This is a genomic window from Paenibacillus sp. LC231, assembly GCF_001860525.1.
In the GTDB taxonomy this organism is placed as follows: Bacteria; Bacillota; Bacilli; order Paenibacillales; family Paenibacillaceae; genus Paenibacillus_AQ.
This window is the reverse complement of record NZ_JFOM01000011.1, coordinates 1-19116: the sequence shown is the minus strand read 5'-3', so window position 1 is coordinate 19116 and position 19116 is coordinate 1. Positions and strand designations below refer to the sequence as shown.

The following is a 19116-nucleotide window of genomic DNA, read 5'->3' as shown; positions in this document are numbered from 1 at the left end:
AAATAAACACATGGTTCAGCCCCTCTTCGCTTTCAGAAGGGACGATTTCCTCAATACATGAAGCACGCTTTTCTCCAGCTCCTGGTAAGACTTGTCGAGCGCTCCCTTTCGAACGATAAAGATCAGGTCGATATGCTCGATAATCTGGTGTTGATGGTGCCTGACAATCTCTTTAACCAGCCGTCTCATCCGGTTGCGGACAACCGCATTGCCGATCTTTTTGCTGCATGAAACGCCAACGCGAAACTGCTCTACCTCTTTTTTGCGTGACCAATATACAACAAATTGATGATTGGCGAAGGACTTTCCGTGTCGATATACCCGGCTGAAATCAGCGCGGTTCCGTAAACGAAGTTTTCTATGCACAAGTTTCTCCCGCCCTGCCGTTAATCAAGTTCAATAATCATAAGCCTCATCGTAAGCCTCTTTGGCATCTCTTCTATTATAAGAGTATAGTCATGCCAAAACCGCGATAAACATTCCAATTGGAATACTTTAAGCCTACTTTAGCTTATATTCCGCCGTTTTCATAAGGAAACTCCTCACACTGCAGGAGATATTACGAAAAAAAGACCACCTCGGTGGTCTTCGTGGCACAATATTACGCGCTCAGTACTTTTCTGCCTTTTTGACGGCGGTTAGCCAATACTTTGCGTCCGTTCTTCGTGCTCATTCTTTTACGGAAGCCATGTACCTTTTTACGTTTGCTTACATTCGGTTTGAAAGTCGGTCTCATGATTAATGCACCCCCTTACAGGAATATGTCTTACCCATATTTTAAGATCATAACGTCAATCGACGCACTTTCACGGAAGAATAGACCGCGATTTGTTGAACCGACGTCTATGGACGTATCTCTTGTAAACAGACCGCTAAATGGTAGCGGATAATGTTCTCATCTTCACAGAAAATGCCTTTATACATTTAATCACGTTCAGGCCCAAAAGTCAAACCTTACTTGACCTCGGCAAGCACTTAAGTTTTCCACAAGTAGTCATTATTGCTAGTTTTGAATTATCCACATGGGGATAACCTATTTGAACACGTTGTGGATGCATTTTCGATCCATGTAACGCCTTTCATCCCTAGCATGCCCCTTATTTACACAAGAGCTATAAAGGAGTAGTATAAATAATTGAATTTAAGTTGTATACAAGTATACACCTAAGAAGGAGCTGCATTGTTTTATGAAAATAGGCATGATCGGTCTGGGGAAAATGGGCCTCAATCTGGTTCAGAATCTGATTCATCATCAGCATCAGGTCGTAGCTTACGACTTAAATACGCAATTGGTCGATCAGGCTGCCCAGTGCGGTGCCGAAGCCGCAGCATCAACTGAATTGCTCGTTGCGAAACTGGATAAACCCCGCATCGTATGGATGATGGTGCCTGCTGGAAATATCGTGGATTCCGTCATTGATTCTCTCACTCCGCTCCTCGAGTCCGGTGATATTCTGATTGACGGCGGCAACTCGCATTATAAGGATTCCAAAACCCGTGCAGCACGTCTGGCGGACCAAGGCATTCATTATTTTGATGCCGGCACTTCCGGAGGCATGGAAGGCGCCCATCATGGTGGCTGCTTTATGATTGGGGGCAATCGCGACATATTCACCAGCATTGAGCCCCTGTTTAAGGATATGGCTGTCGAGAACGGTTACTTGTATGCCGGTGAAAGCGGCAGCGGCCATTTTCTGAAGATGGTCCATAACGGAATCGAATACGGCATGATGCAATCCATTGCGGAAGGCTTTGAAGTATTGGAAAAAAGCGCATTCGACTTCAACTATGAGGATGTCGCCCGGGTATGGTCCAATGGATCCGTCATTCGCAGCTGGCTCATGGAGCTGACGCAAAACGCATTTTCCAAGGATCCGAAGCTGGATGGCATCAAAGGCGTAATGAAATCGTCCGGCGAAGGAAAGTGGACCGTAGAAACGGCACTTGAGGTACAAGCCAGCGCACCGGTTATCGCCATGTCGCTGTTTATGCGCTATCGTTCCCTTGACCAAGATACGTTCCACGGCAAAGTCGTTGCAGCGCTGCGTAATGAATTCGGCGGCCATGCGGTTGAGAAGTCGGAATAACGTTGATTCTCTTCTATAACCTGCTGCTTCTTAAGGGCATCATGTCATAGCCTCATCATGGTCCCTTCTCCTTTCGATGTGGTATCATTACCACTAGAGAAAATTAGAATCAGTACGGATTGGAGAATTATGCTATGAAATTTCCCTCAACATGGCTTCAGGGAGCCTCTCTAGGAGAGGCCATCGCCAGTGAACTGAGATTGCAGATTATTAGTGGCACCATCAAGCGCGGAGAAATCCTGTCCGAGAATCGGATTGCAGGTGAATTCGGCACCAGCCGATCTCCTGTGCGGGAAGCAATGAAAACGCTGTCCAGCGAAGGATTGATCCAATTGGAGCGCATGGGCGCCGTTGTCATGGGCTTATCGCTTAAAGAAGTAGAGGAATTATACGATGTTCGTTTCCTTATCGAGAGCTTTGTTCAAGGCCAGGTGTTTGCGAATCCCCAGCCGGAATTAATCCAGCATTTAAAACAAATCGTCGATCGGATGGAGCTTGCAGCCAAACATCAGGACCCGGTTGAATTCTCCTATCAGGATTTGGCTTTTCATGAACGGATCATTACGGAGGCGAACCATAAACGGATTCTTCATTTGTGGAAGAGCATTCGCCCTATCGTTATCACAGTCATGTTAATTACGACCCGTCAGGTGTTTGGTGGCGGAGGCACCAAGATTCGGTATGTCACGGACAAGCATCTTCAGCTAATTGCAGAGATGGAATCCCTGGATCCGGCACGGATCCAAACGGCGGTTCAACATTACTTCGATGATTCCCGTCAGACGCTTCATCTTAGTTTTCCGGAGGGTTAGCTTAATCCTCCCTTCCTCCGTCTTACGAAACACTGTGCATGCTCTAAGTTGTCGACAAGTATACAATAGAATTCGCCTTTGTTTTGGGTATACTACCGCAGAACAGCTCGATATTAACCATTTCCCAATTCAAAATGGGTAATCTATAGGAGGAAGCAAGATATGAATTCACTATTCGGTCTCAGTCATAATGCTACCTTAATGATCTGGACACTGCTGACGATCGTCTTCCTGATCGTGCTGATTTCCAAATATAAATGGAATCCATTCGTAACTTTATTGATCTCCGCACTGATCCTTGGTCTATTGACAGGTATGCAGCCTGCGGATGTGATTACTTCGATAACCGGCGGTCTTGGCGGAACGCTTGGAACGATTGCAATCGTTATCGCCCTAGGTACCATGCTCGGAAAAATGATGGCCGAATCCGGCGGCGCTGAACAAATCGCCACCACCCTCGTGGACCGCTTCGGCGAGAAGCGCGTCCACTGGGCCATGATGATTGTCGGCTTTATTGTCGGTATTCCCGTATTTTTCGAGGTTGGGGTCATCCTGTTGATTCCCATTGTCTTCACAGTTGCACGCAAAACGAAAATGTCCCTGCTGCACATCGGCATTCCGATTTTGGCCGGATTGTCCACCGTTCACGGTTTGGTACCACCGCATCCTGCTCCAATGATTGCTATTGAAGCTTATGATGCCGACCTTGGCATGACGATTCTCTACTCGTTCCTGGTCGGGATCCCCGCAGCGATACTAGCCGGCCCGGTGTTCGGCAAATTCATCGGCAAACGAATCCGAACCGAACCGCCCGAGGAACTTGCCGAGCAGTTTTCAAGCAAAGCAGAGCGCGGTTTGCCAGGTTTCGGCATCACGTTGTTTACCATTTTGCTGCCGGTCATACTGATGCTTATCGGTTCCGCAGCCGATATTATCGATCCGGAATCTACCAGCTTCATTTCCGTGTTCTGCAAATTTATCGGCCATGAAATCATTGCCCTGCTCATTGCTGCGGTCTTCTCCTTCTTCTCGCTTGGATTCGCCCGCGGCTTTAACAAACATGATCTGTCCCGCTTCACCAGCGAATGTCTCGCTCCAATCGCTACGATCATTCTGATCATCGGCGCAGGCGGCGCTTTCAAGCAGGTTCTGATCAACAGCGGCGTCGGCAATGCCATCGCCGAAATTGCAACCGGTGCAAATATCAACGTGATCCTGTTTGCGTGGCTTGTCGCGGCACTCATTCGGATCGCAACAGGTTCTGCAACCGTAGCCATGACAACCGCCGCAGGAATCGTTGCTCCTGTGCTCGCGATGACGCCCGGCGCCAACGTTGAGCTAGTGGTGCTCGCTACCGGAGCAGGCTCCATCGTACTGTCCCACGTGAACGATGCCGGCTTCTGGATGGTAAAAGAATTCTTTAACATGACGGTAGCCCAGACACTGAAGTCCTGGACCGTAATGGAGACGATCCTGTCCCTGACCGGACTCGTGTTGGCTCTCGTTCTCAATGTAATTGTATAATGAAGCAATAAGACACATGGGGGCTCCTTGGAATGCTGATATTTTAAGTTGCGAACCGGGTGCCCTTACGTAGAAAGAAGGTATGTCTCATGAGTACTCAGAACTATATGATCGGTGTCGATATCGGAACAACCAGCACCAAGGCCGTCCTTTTCAAAGAGAATGGTGAGGTTGTAGCCAAGGCCGGCGGTGAATATCCGCTGCTCACCCCTACTCCCTCTACGGCGGAGCAAGATCCGGAGCAAATCTTTCAGACTGTCATTTCCTCTGTTCAAGGGGTCATGACGGAGAGCGGGATAGATCCTGCTCAAGTTCTATTCGTTTCTTTCAGCGCGGCCATGCACAGCGTCATCGCCGTTGATAGCCAAGGCAGCCCGTTGACTCGCTGCATTACATGGGCCGACAACCGCAGTGCTGCCTGGTCTGCGAAGCTCAAAAAAGAACTCGGCGGCATGGAGCTGTACCTTAGAACCGGAACTCCGATCCATCCGATGTCACCTGTGACAAAGCTGATGTGGATGCGCCATGAGCTTCCCTCCCTCTTTAATCAAGCAGCCAAATTCATTTCGATTAAAGAATATGTTTATTTCAAACTATTCGGCCAATATATTGTAGACCACTCCATTGCCTCCAGTACCGGGATGATGAACCTCGAGGAACTGGCTTGGGATCAGCAGGCGCTGGAGCTCGCTGGCATCACGGAGGACCATTTATCTAGGATAGTACCAACTACACATATCATGGAAGGCCTGAAAAGCGAGTATGCCGCAGCCATGGGGCTCTCCACTTCCACACCTTTCGTGCTTGGAGCTGCCGACGGCGTGCTGTCGAACCTCGGCGTGAATGCCATCAAGCCGGGAGTCGTTGCCGCTACCATCGGTACGAGCGGAGCGATCCGTACAGTTGTCGACAAGCCGATGACCGATCCGAAGGGTCGTATTTTCTGCTACGCATTAACGGAGAAGCACTGGGTAATCGGCGGCGCGGTTAACAACGGCGGCATGATTTTCCGCTGGGTTCGCGATGAATTTGCCGCCTCTGAGGTCGAAACCGCCAAGCGGCTCGGCATCAATTCCTATGATGTACTTACCAAAATCGCGGACCGTATTCCGCCAGGCTCGAACGGGCTGCTATTCCACCCGTACCTAACCGGAGAACGCGCGCCGTTATGGGATCCGAATGCCCGCGGATCGTTCTTTGGCTTAACCCTGAATCATAAAAAAGAGCATATGATCCGCTCCGTGCTGGAGGGTGTGATCTTTAATATGTATACCGTTCTGCTGGCGATGGAGGAACAAATCGGCCGGCCGGCCAAAATTCACGCCACCGGCGGTTTCGCCCGTTCACCGATCTGGCGGCAGATGATGGCGGATATTTTTGACCAGCAGGTGATCGTGCCGGAGAGCTACGAGAGCTCTTGCCTTGGCGCGGTAGTCCTCGGTCTGTACGCTACAGGAAAAGCGGATTCACTCGACATTGTAGAGACGATGGTCGGCGGTACGCATGAACACCAGCCTGTGAAGGCAAGTTCTGATGTTTATAAGGCTCTGCTGCCGATCTTTATCCGCATTTCGCGGAAGCTGGAAGAAGATTATGAAGCCATTACCGAATTCCAGCGCCGATTTGAGCAATCGTAAGATTACTATAGAAGGAAAAAACCTCGATTCGACGAATATTCTTAGAAGAAGACAGACCTCGTGAAGATATTGTTTTTCTTGCGATACCAGATAGGTCATGCTTCGAGGTTGATACTTTCTAAAATCTAATAAAAAAAGCCCGTTTTCGATGGATCCGATCCATGGCGAAAACGGGCTTTTTTTGTCATAATGCCTGAGAAAAAAATATCCACAGTGAGAATCCCATACCGAAAATTCCCGCTGCCTTACACATAAAAAAGTAGAAATCGCTGGGCTCCGGATTATCATACATCCATTTCGAGGCCTGATACCTTTCCATATGCCCGGATCTTATATATTTCGCGCGCAATCTCAACCCGCTTCTCATCTTCATAAGTATGAACATAAATCGGCTCGCCGCGGCCAAATGAAGCCCTATATTCGATGCTCCCGCTTCCCGAATCGGCATATTTGGCGTACTTTAGTCCCTCCATATGAAACACTTTCTTCGAATAATAGCCCTGGGCCCACACGGTAATAAGAACCAAAGTGGCGGCAAGAGTGAGTAGTCCCCCTATTCTTCTCCAATTCATGGACTTTCCTTCCGTCCGCATCGGTGGTTCCCCCCGTTCCGAAAAAAAGCCCTCAACTGCAAATCTATCAATTCCAATTGAAGACTATCCACAGTCATTTTTCACCTTTGGTCGATTTATTGACTGCTAGAACATTCAACCATAAGTTATGAACAGATGGTGAGAGAAGAAAATTCTGCTTGCGAATCGGACAACCTGTGAATAATTTTTTTCGCTTTGAGGCCAATGATGTCGAAGGCTAAACAAATTATAAACAATATATAGTGGTGTGAATAAAAATTATGCACAACGTATTGAATTTGTGGATAAATTAGCGACATACATTGAAAACAAGGCCTTCTTTTGCTATGATGATATTACTTTTGGTTGTGAATATGTGAATGAAGCTATAATATTATCAACAGGCTGTGGATAAAGTTGTGAACAATTTCAATTTATCCATATTTTTTTGTTTCCACAGGAGTTAGTTCTGGGGATAATTAGACATCATTCATTTTCTTTCGACAATTCCACACATGGCTCTAGCCACATTTGGAAGATTTAAAGGAGTGACAGTTTTGGAAAGCCATACTTCCGAATTATGGCAAGAAATTTTATCGATCATACAAACCAAGCTGAGTAAACCGAGTTTTGACACTTGGTTTAAAGCTACCAAGGCATTGACCATTACCGATCACTCCGTCGTCATTTCCGCACCGACAACGTTTGCTGTGGAATGGCTGGAGAGCCGATACACCAAGCTGGTTAGTGCAACCGTATTGGAGGTGGTGGGCAAGCAGGTGGATGTCCGCTTCGTCATTGAGGAGGCCAAAGGACACGAACCTGTGCCGCAGCAGATCTCGCCGCCGCTTGAAATATCCGGGGAAGAAATTCAGTCTCATATGCTGAATCCGAAGTATACGTTCGATACCTTTGTCATCGGTTCGGGCAACCGTTTCGCCCATGCTGCGTCGCTCGCTGTTGCCGAAGCTCCGGCTAAGGCGTATAATCCGTTATTCCTATATGGTGGAGTTGGGCTTGGAAAAACGCACTTGATGCATGCCATCGGCCACTATATTTTGGAGCACAATCCCAGCAGCAGAGTCGTGTATATTTCCTCCGAGAAATTCACCAACGAGTTCATCAACTCCATTCGGGACAACCGCGCTGAAAGCTTCCGCAACAAGTACCGTAGCGTCGATATTCTGCTCATTGACGATATTCAGTTTTTGGCAGGCAAGGAATCGACGCAGGAGGAATTTTTCCATACGTTTAACGCCCTGCACGAAGAGCGGAAGCAGATTATCATATCCAGTGACCGTCCGCCCAAGGAGATTCCGACGCTGGAAGAACGGCTCCGTTCCCGGTTCGAATGGGGATTGATCACCGATATTCAACCGCCGGATCTGGAGACGCGGATCGCCATTCTTCGCAAGAAAGCAAAGGCCGAGAATCTAGATATTCCGAACGAAGCCATGATGTATATCGCCAATCAGATCGATACGAACATTCGTGAACTCGAAGGTGCGCTGATCCGTGTCGTTGCTTATTCCTCCCTGACCAATCAGGACGTAACAACGCATCTGGCAGCCGAAGCCCTGAAGGATATCATCCCGTCCAGCCGGCCGCGAATGATTACGATTCAGGACATCCAGCAGAAGGTCGGCGAGTATTACAACCTCAGGCTGGAAGACTTCAAAGCCCGCAAGCGAACCAAAGCCGTCGCATTTCCGCGGCAAATTGCCATGTACCTGTCCCGCGAATTAACCGACTATTCCCTTCCCAAGATCGGAGAAGCATTCGGAGGCCGGGATCATACCACTGTCATCCATGCCCATGAGAAGATTACCCAATCTCTGAAAAACGACCAGGAGCTGTTTAAAGTGGTCAATAATATTACGGAGAAAATCAAAAATCCAACCTGAACAAGTTCAAAGCCTATGCACAATCTATACACATGTGGATAGGCTTAATTTTATGCCTTTTCTGGGGCTTATCCACATATTCAGTGCCCCTATTACTATTACTAATAATAATTAATAAATAATTTAACCATAAAGAGGGGGATCCTCTTGGCATTCGCCAAGGTGAAAAAACCCCTCTCATTTTTCCGTAAGGAGTGAAATTGATGAAAATCAGCATATTAAAAAATGTATTAAACGAATCCATTCAACACGTATCCAAGGCGATTTCCAGCCGAACTACGATTCCGATCCTCAGCGGCATTAAACTGGATGTCACGTATTCGGGTGTCACACTAACTGCTAGCGATACTGATATTTCCATTCAATCGTTTATTCCTGCGGAAGATGAGAAGCACACCATCGTCCAGGTAGAACAGCCTGGTAGCGTTGTGCTGCCGGCGAAATTTTTTGTTGAAATCATCAAGAAACTCCCTTCCCAAGAAATCCAGATGGAGGTAAAAGAGAACTTCCATACCTTTATTTCTTCGGGAGCTACGGAAATTCAGATGGTGGGCTTGGACCCCGAAGAATTCCCGGTACTGCCTAACATTGAAGACAGCCAAACCGTTTCTTTGCCTGGAGATCTGCTGAAAAACATGATCAAGCAAACGGTATTCTCCATTTCCACCCATGAAACAACGCCTATTTTGACCGGGGTATTGTGGAGTCTGAACGATAATGAATTGAAATTTACCGCCACAGACCGCCACAGATTGGCAACTCGCTCCGCACAGCTGGACAATGCACAGGACATTTCGTTCAACAATGTTGTCATTGCGGGTAAAACGCTGAATGAACTGAGCAAAATTATTCCGGACCAAAATACGCTGGTGGATATCGTTGTAGCCGATAATCAGGTATTATTTAAAATTGACCGTGTTCTGTTCTATTCCCGTATACTGGACGGCATTTATCCCGATACTTCTAGAATTATTCCAACATCGCATAAAACAGAACTCGTTTTGGACACAAAAAAATTAAGCGAGTCGATCGACCGCGCCTACCTGCTCTCCAAAGAGGAGAAAACGAACATTGTTCTCCTGCAAACGATGGAACAAGGCGGCATCGAGATCTCTTCCAGCTCCTCTGAGCTTGGTAAAGTGCGTGAAGAATTGGATCTGATCGATTTCAAAGGGGAGCCGCTGCGCATCTCGTTCAACTCCAAATACATGCTGGACGTGTTAAAGGTGGTTGAAAGCGAACAGCTGATGATCGCTTTCATGGGGGTTATGAGCCCGATCATTCTTAAACCGCTCGACGACAGCAAGAGCCAATATATTATTCTGCCGTACCGTACGGCCAATTAAAGTTATCCCCATGTTGATAGGGATGAAAGGACGAGGTCATGAAACAAATATTTATCCACAGTGAATATATCAAGCTGGATCAGTTCTTGAAGCTTTCAGATTGCGTATCCACAGGTGGGATGGCGAAGGCGCTGCTTGCGGAAGGAGCGGTTCTGGTCAACGACGAGAAGGAAGAGCGGCGCGGACGCAAACTGGTTCCCGGCGACATCGTCAAGGTAGAGGATTGCGGGACGTTTCAGGTGGCAGCACAATAGACAGCCTCCCGCAGCCGCTTTGGCGCTAAGCGCGGAAGACGAGGGAGAGGATAAGCTTGTTTGTCAAAAATGTCAGCCTGCAGCATTATCGAAATTACGAGAAGCTGCAGCTTGAGGCGTTTGGCGATGTAAATTTGATCATCGGACGCAATGCCCAAGGAAAGACGAATTTGATGGAGGCGCTCTTTGTGCTTGCTTTAACGAAGAGCCATCGTACCTCCAAGGATCGCGAATTGATTGGATTCGAGCAGTCCAGTGCACATATATCAGCCGAGATTGATCGCAAGTACGGCCCTTTGAGGCTGGAGCTGAGTTTGTCTCAGCAGGGGAAGAAGGCAAAAATCAACGGACTCGAGCAGCGGAAGCTTAGCGATTTCATCGGCTCGCTCAATGTCGTGATGTTTGCGCCCGAGGATCTGGAGATTGTCAAAGGCACGCCGGGGGTTCGCCGCCGGTTTCTTGACATGGAGATCGGGCAGGTCGCGCCAAGCTATCTGTTTCATCTGCAGCAATACCAGAAGGTGCTCGTGCAGCGCAACAATCTGCTGAAGCAATTATGGGGGAAGGGCAGCGCCGAACAAGCGATGCTGGAAATTTGGAACAGCCAATTGGCAGAACATGGTGTTAAAATCGTCAAGAAGAGGAAACAATTTATAAAAAAGCTGCAAAAGTGGGCTGAGAGCATTCATCAGGGGATCACCAACGGCCTTGAAGATCTCTCTTTGCACTACCTTCCGTCCTTTGCTGACGCGGAGGAAGAAGATGAAGCTGTCTTATTTGAGACATTTATGATAAAATTATCACAAATGAAAGAGCAAGAAATACGGCGTGGTATGACATTGGCAGGTCCTCATCGAGATGATCTGGCTTTTTATATTAATGGCAAAGAAGTCCAAACGTATGGATCTCAAGGTCAGCAGCGGACGACGGCGCTATCTTTGAAACTGGCTGAAATCGAGCTGATACAGGAAGAGATCGGTGAATATCCGGTGCTGCTTCTGGATGATGTGCTTTCTGAATTGGATCCGTACCGGCAGACACAATTGATCGAGACATTCCAGAGCAAAGTGCAGACATTCATCACGGCGACGGGCATTGAGAGTTTGAATACCGACAAATTGAAGGGTGCCAGCATTTTTCATGTCCATGACGGACAGGTGGGCTCTTAAGGAGTGATTCCATATGTATATTCATTTGGGCGGAGAGAAGATCATCCGTTCGTCGGAGCTGGTTGGGATTTTTGATATCTCGATAGAGAAATCTTCAAAAATCTCCAAGCAGTTCGTCACGCATGCCCAGCAGCATAAAGTCGTGGAGATGATTGGCGAAGAGGATCCGAAATCCATTGTGGTGACGAAATCGATCGTCTATTACTCTCCGATCTCCTCTGCAACGCTTAAGAAACGAGCAAATCATTTTGTAGCTCAGGCATAACAGAATCTGTAGAAGTAGGTGAAGGCATGTCTATGAATCAACCGACATATGATGAGAATCAGATTCAGGTACTGGAAGGATTGGAAGCCGTTCGTAAACGTCCCGGGATGTATATCGGGTCTACCAGTGCCAAGGGTTTGCATCATTTGGTATGGGAAGTTGTGGACAATAGTATTGACGAAGCGATGGCGGGAATATGCGACCATATCGAAATCATTGTCCATGAGGATAACAGTGTTACCGTTGTCGATAACGGGCGCGGAATTCCGGTCGGCGAGAACGCCAAGCTGAAGAAGTCGACGCTGGAAGTCGTTATGACCGTCCTTCATGCCGGCGGTAAATTTGGCGGCGGCGGATATAAAGTATCCGGCGGTCTGCATGGTGTTGGTGTCTCGGTCGTGAATGCTCTGTCTTCGAAAGTCGTGGTTCAAGTCAAACGTGACGGGCACATCTACCAACAGGAGTATCATCGCGGCGTACCTCAATATGATATCAAGGTCATCGGGGATTCCGACGATACGGGTACAACCGTAACCTTCCTGCCGGATCCGGAGATTTTCACGGAAACAACGGAATATGATTACAACACGCTGCTTACGCGGATTCGTGAGCTGGCGTTCCTGAATAAGGGCATTGCGCTTACGCTGACGGATGAACGTACAGGTGCCTCCGACTATTTCAAATACGAGGGCGGAATCATTGAGTACGTCAAGTTCCTGAATGAGAAGAAGGAAGCACTGCACGAAGACCCTATCTATGTTGAGGGCTCACGGGATAATATTCAGGTCGAAGTATCGCTCCAGTATAACGACAGCTATACCGAGAATATTTATTCTTTTGCAAATAATATCAACACGCACGAAGGCGGAACGCATGAATCCGGCTTTAAGAGTGCGCTCACTCGGATTATCAATGACTATGCCCGCAAAACGGGATTGATCAAAGATAACACCAACAACCTGTCGGGTGACGATGTGCGTGAGGGATTGACGGCAATCATCTCGGTCAAGGTACCGGAGCCGCAGTTCGAAGGACAAACCAAAACCAAGCTCGGCAACAGTGAAGTGCGCGGTATTGTGGAATCCTTGTTCGCGGAGAAGCTGCAGGAGTTCCTGCAGGAGAATCCGTCGGTTTCCCGTCGGATCCTGGAGAAGGCGCTCCAGGCATCACGTGCTCGTGAAGCGGCGCGTAAAGCCCGCGAGATGACACGCCGGAAGAGTGCGCTTGAAGTCAGCGCATTGCCAGGTAAACTGGCAGACTGCTCTTCCAAGGATGCCTCCATCAGTGAGCTGTACATCGTCGAAGGCGACTCTGCCGGCGGATCCGCCAAGCAGGGACGCGACCGGCATTTCCAAGCCATTTTGCCGCTTCGGGGTAAAATTCTCAACGTGGAAAAGGCGCGACTTGACCGCATCCTCTCCAATGCGGAGATCCGGGCGATCATTACGGCGCTGGGCACGGGGATTGCGGAAGATTTCGATCTGTCCAAGGCCCGTTACCACAAAATCATTATTATGACCGATGCCGACGTTGACGGCGCGCATATTCGTACCTTGCTGCTGACGTTCTTCTACCGTTACATGCGTAAGCTGGTGGAAGCGGGTTATATCTATATCGCCCAACCGCCTCTCTTCAAGATCGAGCGCAATAAGGTGATTCGTTATGCCGGCAGCGAGAAAGAACGCGACGAGATCATTAAGGAATTCGGTGAGAACGTCAAAATTAACGTACAGCGTTACAAAGGTCTCGGCGAGATGAATGCCGGACAGCTGTGGGAGACGACGATGGATCCAGAGAGCCGTACCATGCTTCAGGTGACCATCGAAGATGCGATCATGGCTGATACGTTGTTTGATACCCTGATGGGCGATAACGTTGAACCGCGACGGGATTTCATTCAAGAGCATGCGAAGTCAGTCCGTAATCTGGACGTATAAAGTTAATAATCCAAAAAGGGGCATCCCAAGGTCTGTGAAGGCCTCAGGGACTGCCCCTTTATTTTTACGATTGATGCGATTTGGTGTGTTCGCCATATATCCTGAATTTAGGCATTAAATTATATATCGCATAGGCTAACCGGTCTTTTTGGCTTTTTTCTTGCCGGTTAAGTTACGCCCATAAGCGGTTGCATATTTTCTTACTTGATTGTAGATGCTGGGATCCTTGAAAAATTTCTTGAACGGGAACAGAGCAGGTTTGGTATTAACCTCCAAGATCCAGATGTTCCAGCGACCGTCGATGGCAATATCGAGGCCGATTTCTTTCAGCTTGGGATAGGATTTCTGCAGCTGCGATGCGACATTCACCCCAAGCACATTCAGCTCTTTACGGATGTTCTCTGCCTCTTCCGCCGTCATATGCTCGGTCATCAGCGGTTTATAGTGCTGGACTACCCCACCGCTATGGTGGTTGGTAATGATTTTATTCTTGGCCGCTACCCGCCCGATTATTCCTGTGCTCACCCACTGGCCAGAAGGACTCTTCTGAGTAAGTACACGTAGATCGAAGGGGCGGCCTTTATGGCGAAGCAGATGGATGCCTTGCTGAATGAGATACTCCTTCCCCTGAAACAAAGCGCTCAGTGTTTTATCGAGACTCTCCAGGGAGGTAAATATTTCGGTTTTCTGTTCATAACGAAGCTTGTAGGAAGTGGTCGTGGTTTCGTCGGCATCACCGATTTTGGATTGGAGCTGCTCGACTGACATGACGCCGACGCCGTAGGTCCCCCGGTCAGGCTTGATATACACAAGCGTATGTGTGCCCAGCATGTCACCGAGCGCCTCCAATGAATACTGGCGGGTAGAGGGAACATAAGAGGCGAGACCTTTATTCTTCAAGAGTATTTTCGTTTTCGCCCACTTGCTTGCAACACGTTGGATAGTCAACCATCTTCATCCTTTCCAGCTGTATGATGGGAGTGACAGGAATTGGCCTGTCTCGTAAACAAACTCATGTCCATCCGGTTGATTTGAAAGAATCGGGGCATCTCCAGCAAGAGAGCTTAAACCCGGAAAACATAGGACAAGTATGACAAACAGTGGTATAATATAAAGATGTGATGCTACGAAAAGTCCTGTGCAATGCATTGTATGTGAAAAGGGGCACGGAGGACAGGGCGTATATCCCGGTTTCCGGGCAAAAATCATTCTTTCACTTGATCCATCCCGTGTTTAATTGTGCACGGTTTGTGAAAGTAATATAATAAAGGTTAGTGCGTTTTTAGGTTTCTGATCACTATTCTGCTTTTTTCACATAGATCAAGGCATGGTTGATAGGAAAATGAAGGAGGTCCAGCATGGCGGAAGAAAATTTCTCCCAAATCAAAGATCGTGACATTGGTACCGAGATGCGCGAGTCCTTTATGGACTACGCGATGAGTATCATTGTCAGCCGGGCTTTGCCGGATGTACGGGACGGAATGAAGCCAGTACACCGTCGTATTTTATATGCGATGTCTGAACTTGGAATGGCCCCGGATAAACCGCATAAGAAATCGGCAAGAATTGTTGGCGAGGTTATCGGTAAGTACCATCCTCATGGTGATTCCGCAGTTTATGAATCCATGGTTCGGATGGCGCAGGACTTCTCCATGCGTTATATGCTTGTTGATGGACACGGAAACTTCGGTTCCATTGACGGCGATATGGCAGCGGCTATGCGTTATACCGAGGCTCGTTTATCAAAGATTGCTATGGAAATGCTGCGTGATATTAATAAAGAGACGATAGACTTTGCTCCTAACTATGATGGTGAGGAACAGGAGCCGGTCGTTCTTCCTGCGCGTTATCCTAACTTGCTGGTAAACGGCGTATCCGGGATCGCAGTAGGTATGGCCACCAATATTCCGCCTCATAATCTCGGTGAAGTTATCGATGGCGTTCAGGCGATGATTCGAAATCCTGATATCACGCCGATGGAGCTGATGGAATATATTCAAGGACCGGATTTCCCGACAGCGGGATATATTCTCGGACGTGAGGGGATTCGTCAAGCTTACCGTACGGGCCGTGGGTCCGTTACGATGCGGGCGAAAGCGACCATAGAAGAGAATAACAACAAGGCGCGCATTGTCGTTCACGAGATTCCGTATCAGGTGAACAAGGCTCGACTGGTTGAGAAGATCGCGGAATTGGTTCGCGATAAGCGGATTGACGGCATTACGGATCTCCGCGACGAGTCGGACCGTAACGGTATGCGGATTGTTATTGAGCTGCGCCGGGACGTCAACCCGAATGTCGTTTTGAATAACCTGTACAAGCATACGGCTATGCAGTCTAATTTCGGTATTAACATGCTGGCTATCGTAAACAATGAGCCGAAAATTTTGAACCTGCGCGACGTGCTGTTCTACTATTTGGAGCATCAGGTTATCGTTATCCGTCGCCGGACCGAGTTTGAACTGAAGAAGGCGGAAGCTCGCGCTCATATTCTCGAAGGTTTGCGGATTGCGCTGGATCATCTCGATGAGGTTATTGCCCTCATTCGCGCGTCGCAGACTACAGAGGCAGCTCGCGAAGGCTTGATGGAGCGTTTCGGTCTCAGTCATGAGCAGGCGCAGGCCATTCTGGATATGCGTTTGCAGCGCCTGACCGGACTCGAACGCGAGAAGATTGAGAACGAGTACCAAGAATTGCTTGCCAGAATCGCGGAATTGCGCGAGATCTTGGCTAATGAGCATCTTGTGCTTCAAATTATCAATGATGAGCTCCAAGAGATTAAAGAGCGCTTCTCGGATGAACGCCGTACCGAAATTACGGTCGGGGAAGACAGCATCCTGGATGAGGATCTGATTCCACGGGAAGAAGTGATCATCACCATTACGCATACTGGTTACATTAAGCGTCTGCCTGCGAACACCTATCGCAGCCAGAAGCGGGGCGGCCGCGGCGTTGTGGGGATGGATACGAAGAGCGAAGACTTTGTCGAGCATCTCTTCGTCACGAATTCCCACCACTACCTGATGTTCTTCACGGACAAAGGGAAAGCGTACCGGTTGAAAGCCTATGAGATTCCAGAGCTTAGCCGTACCGCCCGCGGAACGCCGATCATCAACCTGATTCAGATTGAACAGGGCGAGTCGATCAATGCCGTGATCCCGGTGGAGAACTTTGACAGCGATAATTTCTTGTTCTTTGCCACGCGCCAGGGTGTCGTTAAGAAAACTCCGCTTGAGGATTATGTCAATATCCGCAAGGGCGGTCTGATTGCGATCAACCTGCGCGATGATGATTCCCTGATCGAGGTTAAGCTGACAGATGGTCAGCAGGAGATCATCATGGGAACGGCACAAGGCATGTCCATCCGCTTCAAGGAGAGCGATGTTCGCTCGATGGGAAGAAGCGCGACGGGAGTTAAAGGGATTACGCTCGATGACGATGACGAAGTCATTGGCATGGACGTGGTGGACCAGGAGCTTGATATCCTTATTGTAACGACCAAAGGTTACGGCAAGCGGACGCCTGCAAGCGACTACCGCAGTCAGACCCGTGGCGGCAAAGGGATCAAGACCATCAATATTACGGAGAAAAATGGACCGGTTGTGGCACTTAAGGTCGTGAAATCGGAAGAGGATCTCATGATTATTACCGCTAGCGGCACCATCATCCGTACGAGCATGGAGGGCATCTCTACCATGGGCCGTTATGCTCAGGGCGTGAAGCTGATCAACATCCGTGAGGATGATTCCGTCGGTACTGTGTGCCGTGCGGACAAGAGCGATGAGCCTGAAGCGGGTGAAGAGGAAGAAGAAGGTCAAGACGGCACAGAGCCGGTTGAGCCGACAGAAGAATAAACGATAGTATCGAGCATGAATGCAGATTTGCATTCATGCTCTTTTTGTCTTACCGGATTACAAATTCAGGGAAATGGTATTGTACAGGCCGCAAAAGACGAACTATAATATGTATAATATAAGGTGAAGTTTGCTGCCGTGACGCAGCTTAATAGATGGAGAGGGTTGATCATGACGATCAAAGCCGTGAATGAAGTGGTGGCTGGTGTGAAGCTGGCCAAAGATGTGCATACGCCTCTGGGGGGCCTTTTGCTTCAAAAAGGAAAGGTTTTGCTTCCCCGGGATCTAGAGGTATTGAAAGCTTTCATGGTGGACCATGTAATTGTAGAATCCGTTGAAGCAGATAGCACAAGAATACCGACCGTAAAATCTGCCGGACAGAAGCCGTCGCTGATCTTTACGGGGAATCAACAGGGCAGTGGGAACGAAGAGGCACCTGTCCGAAAAGACTTGGCCTTGCATGAGGAATACGACAAGACCATGATCCTGGTCAAAAACTGTTACCAGTCCGCCATAACGGGCGAACTGCGAATGTATGAAGTTCGTAATCAAATGGACAACTTATTAAAACACCAACATGAGTATCATATCCTTAAATTCATTCCTCGCATGACCAATCGCCATGATTATCGGTATCACAGTGCCGTGCTATGTGCCCTTTCCTCCTATAAGCTGGCACAATGGGTGGGGCTCCCGCAGAAAGATTGGATGCAGGTTGCCTTTGCAGGACTGCTGCATGATATCGGAAATGCCAAGATTGATCCGATTGTGTTGAACAAACCTTCCAAACTTACCGAAGAAGAGAACGAAGAAGTACGTCAGCATACGACCTACGGTTATCAGATTCTCAAGAATGTTGCGGCGGTGAATGAAGGAGTTCGGCTCGCAGCTCTCCAGCATCATGAGAAAGTAGATGGCTCGGGGTATCCATTGCGGCTGGAAGGGAACAAGATTCATATCTACGCCAAGATCGTTGCTGTTACGGATATCTTTCATGCGATGACACTGGATAAGTTCTATCGGAATGCTCAATCTCCTTATGTTGTGCTGGAACAAATTCAACTAGAGGCCTTTGGCAAGCTGGATCCAAAGATCGTTCAGACTTTTATCCAAAAGGTAACGGCCTTGCATTCAGGTACTCGAGTCCGGTTGAGCAATGGCACTTCGGGAGAAATCGTATTTACGGACGCCCAGCATCCAACGAGACCGATGGTATCGGTTCAGGGAGAGATCATTAACCTGATGCAACAGCGCCAGCTCTATATAGAAGAAGTTATTTATTGATTTTCAAAAAAGGGTTGACCTACATAGGAATGCTGTGATATATTATTTCTTGCCGCTTCCGAGCGGGAATATATCGCAGCTTTCAATGAAATAAAAGTTTTCAAAAAAAAGATTGCTAAATAATTGAGAATGTGATATATTATAAGAGTTGCTAGTGCGAACGAGATTCGCCAGTAACAAAGAAGTTGATCTTTGAAAACTGAACAACGAGTGAGTAAAACGAACCACTTTGGTGGGGAGTTGAAATAGAGAATTGAACAAATTCTCGTCAGTTAAGAAATGAGCAAGTCAAACATTAGGATGGAACACCTCATCACCTTCGGGTATGAGATTCCTTCCGATCCTTATTGGAGAGTTTGATCCTGGCTCAGGACGAACGCTGGCGGCGTGCCTAATACATGCAAGTCGAGCGGACCTGATGGAGTGCTTGCACTCCTGATGGTTAGCGGCGGACGGGTGAGTAACACGTAG

General features: G+C 48.2%; 17 protein-coding genes and 1 rRNA gene. 13 read left to right on the top strand and 5 right to left on the bottom strand.

Annotation, left to right across the window (positions count from 1 at the left end; genetic code table 11):
- Positions 1–15: 15 nt before the first annotated feature.
- The gene (gene rnpA, locus AK95_RS07215; protein ID WP_009591465.1) at positions 16–366 is read right to left on the bottom strand and encodes a ribonuclease P protein component; all 351 of its coding nucleotides are present in this window, start codon (positions 364–366) and stop codon (positions 16–18) included.
- Positions 367–601: 235 nt separating this feature from the next.
- On the bottom strand, positions 602–736 hold the full coding sequence (gene rpmH, locus AK95_RS07210; RefSeq protein WP_006207379.1) for a 50S ribosomal protein L34: 135 nt from the start codon (positions 734–736) through the stop codon (positions 602–604).
- A 451-nt stretch (positions 737–1187) separates the two neighbouring features.
- Between rpmH and gnd the strand changes: the two genes are divergently transcribed.
- The 4 genes from gnd to gntK all read left to right on the top strand — a co-directional run bounded on the left by gnd (position 1188) and on the right by gntK (position 6060).
- A complete protein-coding gene (gene gnd / locus AK95_RS07205; protein WP_071219307.1) occupies positions 1188–2087 on the top strand; it encodes a phosphogluconate dehydrogenase (NAD(+)-dependent, decarboxylating) in 900 nt (299 codons plus the stop codon).
- 134 nt (positions 2088–2221) lie between these two features.
- A complete protein-coding gene (locus AK95_RS07200) occupies positions 2222–2899 on the top strand; it encodes a GntR family transcriptional regulator (protein WP_071219306.1) in 678 nt (225 codons plus the stop codon).
- A 162-nt stretch (positions 2900–3061) separates the two neighbouring features.
- On the top strand, positions 3062–4423 hold the full coding sequence (locus AK95_RS07195) for a GntP family permease (RefSeq protein ID WP_071219305.1): 1362 nt from the start codon (positions 3062–3064) through the stop codon (positions 4421–4423).
- Positions 4424–4512: 89 nt separating this feature from the next.
- The gene (gntK, locus tag AK95_RS07190) at positions 4513–6060 is read left to right on the top strand and encodes a gluconokinase (protein ID WP_071219304.1); all 1548 of its coding nucleotides are present in this window, start codon (positions 4513–4515) and stop codon (positions 6058–6060) included.
- Between the two features lie 184 nt (positions 6061–6244).
- On the opposite strand, the gene AK95_RS35295 is transcribed toward gntK, so the two are convergent.
- Together AK95_RS35295 and AK95_RS07185 are read right to left on the bottom strand one after the other, a co-directional pair.
- Positions 6245–6352: a DUF6199 family natural product biosynthesis protein gene (locus AK95_RS35295; protein WP_481855820.1), complete on the bottom strand. Its 108-nt coding sequence runs from the start codon at positions 6350–6352 to the stop codon at positions 6245–6247.
- The gene (locus tag AK95_RS07185) at positions 6345–6653 is read right to left on the bottom strand and encodes a hypothetical protein (protein ID WP_071219303.1); all 309 of its coding nucleotides are present in this window, start codon (positions 6651–6653) and stop codon (positions 6345–6347) included. The genes AK95_RS35295 and AK95_RS07185 overlap by 8 nt, the downstream gene beginning before the upstream one ends.
- 536 nt (positions 6654–7189) lie before the next feature.
- Here AK95_RS07185 and dnaA point away from each other — a divergent pair.
- The 6 genes from dnaA (at position 7190) to gyrB (ending at position 13507) form a co-directional block, all read left to right on the top strand.
- Positions 7190–8536, top strand: a complete 1347-nt coding sequence (gene dnaA / locus AK95_RS07180) for a chromosomal replication initiator protein DnaA (protein WP_071219302.1) — start codon at positions 7190–7192, stop codon at positions 8534–8536.
- A gap of 203 nt (positions 8537–8739) precedes the next feature.
- Positions 8740–9882 (top strand): DNA polymerase III subunit beta, encoded by a 1143-nt coding sequence (gene dnaN, locus AK95_RS07175; protein ID WP_071219301.1) that lies wholly within the window; start codon positions 8740–8742, stop codon positions 9880–9882.
- Positions 9883–9920: 38 nt separating this feature from the next.
- On the top strand, positions 9921–10136 hold the full coding sequence (gene yaaA / locus AK95_RS07170) for a S4 domain-containing protein YaaA (RefSeq protein WP_009591516.1): 216 nt from the start codon (positions 9921–9923) through the stop codon (positions 10134–10136).
- Positions 10137–10192: 56 nt separating this feature from the next.
- Entirely contained in the window at positions 10193–11305 is a 1113-nt protein-coding gene (gene recF, locus AK95_RS07165; protein ID WP_071219300.1) for a DNA replication/repair protein RecF, read from the top strand.
- 13 nt (positions 11306–11318) lie between these two features.
- Positions 11319–11570: an extracellular matrix regulator RemB gene (gene remB, locus AK95_RS07160; protein ID WP_071219299.1), complete on the top strand. Its 252-nt coding sequence runs from the start codon at positions 11319–11321 to the stop codon at positions 11568–11570.
- 26 nt (positions 11571–11596) lie between these two features.
- Positions 11597–13507, top strand: a complete 1911-nt coding sequence (gene gyrB / locus AK95_RS07155; protein WP_071219298.1) for a DNA topoisomerase (ATP-hydrolyzing) subunit B — start codon at positions 11597–11599, stop codon at positions 13505–13507.
- A gap of 135 nt (positions 13508–13642) precedes the next feature.
- Here gyrB and AK95_RS07150 read toward each other — a convergent pair whose 3' ends face one another.
- Positions 13643–14455, bottom strand: a complete 813-nt coding sequence (locus tag AK95_RS07150; RefSeq protein ID WP_071219297.1) for a YheC/YheD family protein — start codon at positions 14453–14455, stop codon at positions 13643–13645.
- Positions 14456–14865: 410 nt separating this feature from the next.
- On the opposite strand from AK95_RS07150, the gene gyrA reads away from it, so the two are divergent.
- The 3 genes from gyrA to AK95_RS07135 all read left to right on the top strand — a co-directional run.
- Positions 14866–17361 carry a DNA gyrase subunit A gene (gene gyrA, locus AK95_RS07145; protein WP_071219296.1) on the top strand — a complete coding sequence of 832 codons (2496 nt, stop codon included), beginning with the start codon at positions 14866–14868 and terminating at the stop codon, positions 17359–17361.
- 171 nt (positions 17362–17532) lie between these two features.
- A complete protein-coding gene (locus AK95_RS07140; RefSeq protein ID WP_071219295.1) occupies positions 17533–18645 on the top strand; it encodes an HD-GYP domain-containing protein in 1113 nt (370 codons plus the stop codon).
- A 344-nt stretch (positions 18646–18989) separates the two neighbouring features.
- A 16S ribosomal RNA gene (locus AK95_RS07135) occupies positions 18990–19116 on the top strand; the annotation flags it as partial.

Excerpts from the sequence above, each read along its gene's own strand:
- yaaA (WP_009591516.1), top strand. The coding sequence starts at position 9,921 with ATGAAACAAATATTTATCCACAGTGAATATATCAAGCTGGATCAGTTC.
- AK95_RS35295 (WP_481855820.1), bottom strand. The coding sequence starts at position 6,352 with ATGTATGATAATCCGGAGCCCAGCGATTTCTACTTTTTTATGTGTAAG.
- gyrB (WP_071219298.1), top strand. The coding sequence starts at position 11,597 with ATGTCTATGAATCAACCGACATATGATGAGAATCAGATTCAGGTACTG.
- rpmH (WP_006207379.1), bottom strand. The coding sequence starts at position 736 with ATGAGACCGACTTTCAAACCGAATGTAAGCAAACGTAAAAAGGTACAT.
- remB (WP_071219299.1), top strand. The coding sequence starts at position 11,319 with ATGTATATTCATTTGGGCGGAGAGAAGATCATCCGTTCGTCGGAGCTG.
- dnaN (WP_071219301.1), top strand. The coding sequence starts at position 8,740 with ATGAAAATCAGCATATTAAAAAATGTATTAAACGAATCCATTCAACAC.
- AK95_RS07185 (WP_071219303.1), bottom strand. The coding sequence starts at position 6,653 with ATGCGGACGGAAGGAAAGTCCATGAATTGGAGAAGAATAGGGGGACTA.
- gnd (WP_071219307.1), top strand. The coding sequence starts at position 1,188 with ATGAAAATAGGCATGATCGGTCTGGGGAAAATGGGCCTCAATCTGGTT.
- AK95_RS07195 (WP_071219305.1), top strand. The coding sequence starts at position 3,062 with ATGAATTCACTATTCGGTCTCAGTCATAATGCTACCTTAATGATCTGG.
- AK95_RS07140 (WP_071219295.1), top strand. The coding sequence starts at position 17,533 with ATGACGATCAAAGCCGTGAATGAAGTGGTGGCTGGTGTGAAGCTGGCC.
- AK95_RS07200 (WP_071219306.1), top strand. The coding sequence starts at position 2,222 with ATGAAATTTCCCTCAACATGGCTTCAGGGAGCCTCTCTAGGAGAGGCC.
- gyrA (WP_071219296.1), top strand. The coding sequence starts at position 14,866 with ATGGCGGAAGAAAATTTCTCCCAAATCAAAGATCGTGACATTGGTACC.
- gntK (WP_071219304.1), top strand. The coding sequence starts at position 4,513 with ATGAGTACTCAGAACTATATGATCGGTGTCGATATCGGAACAACCAGC.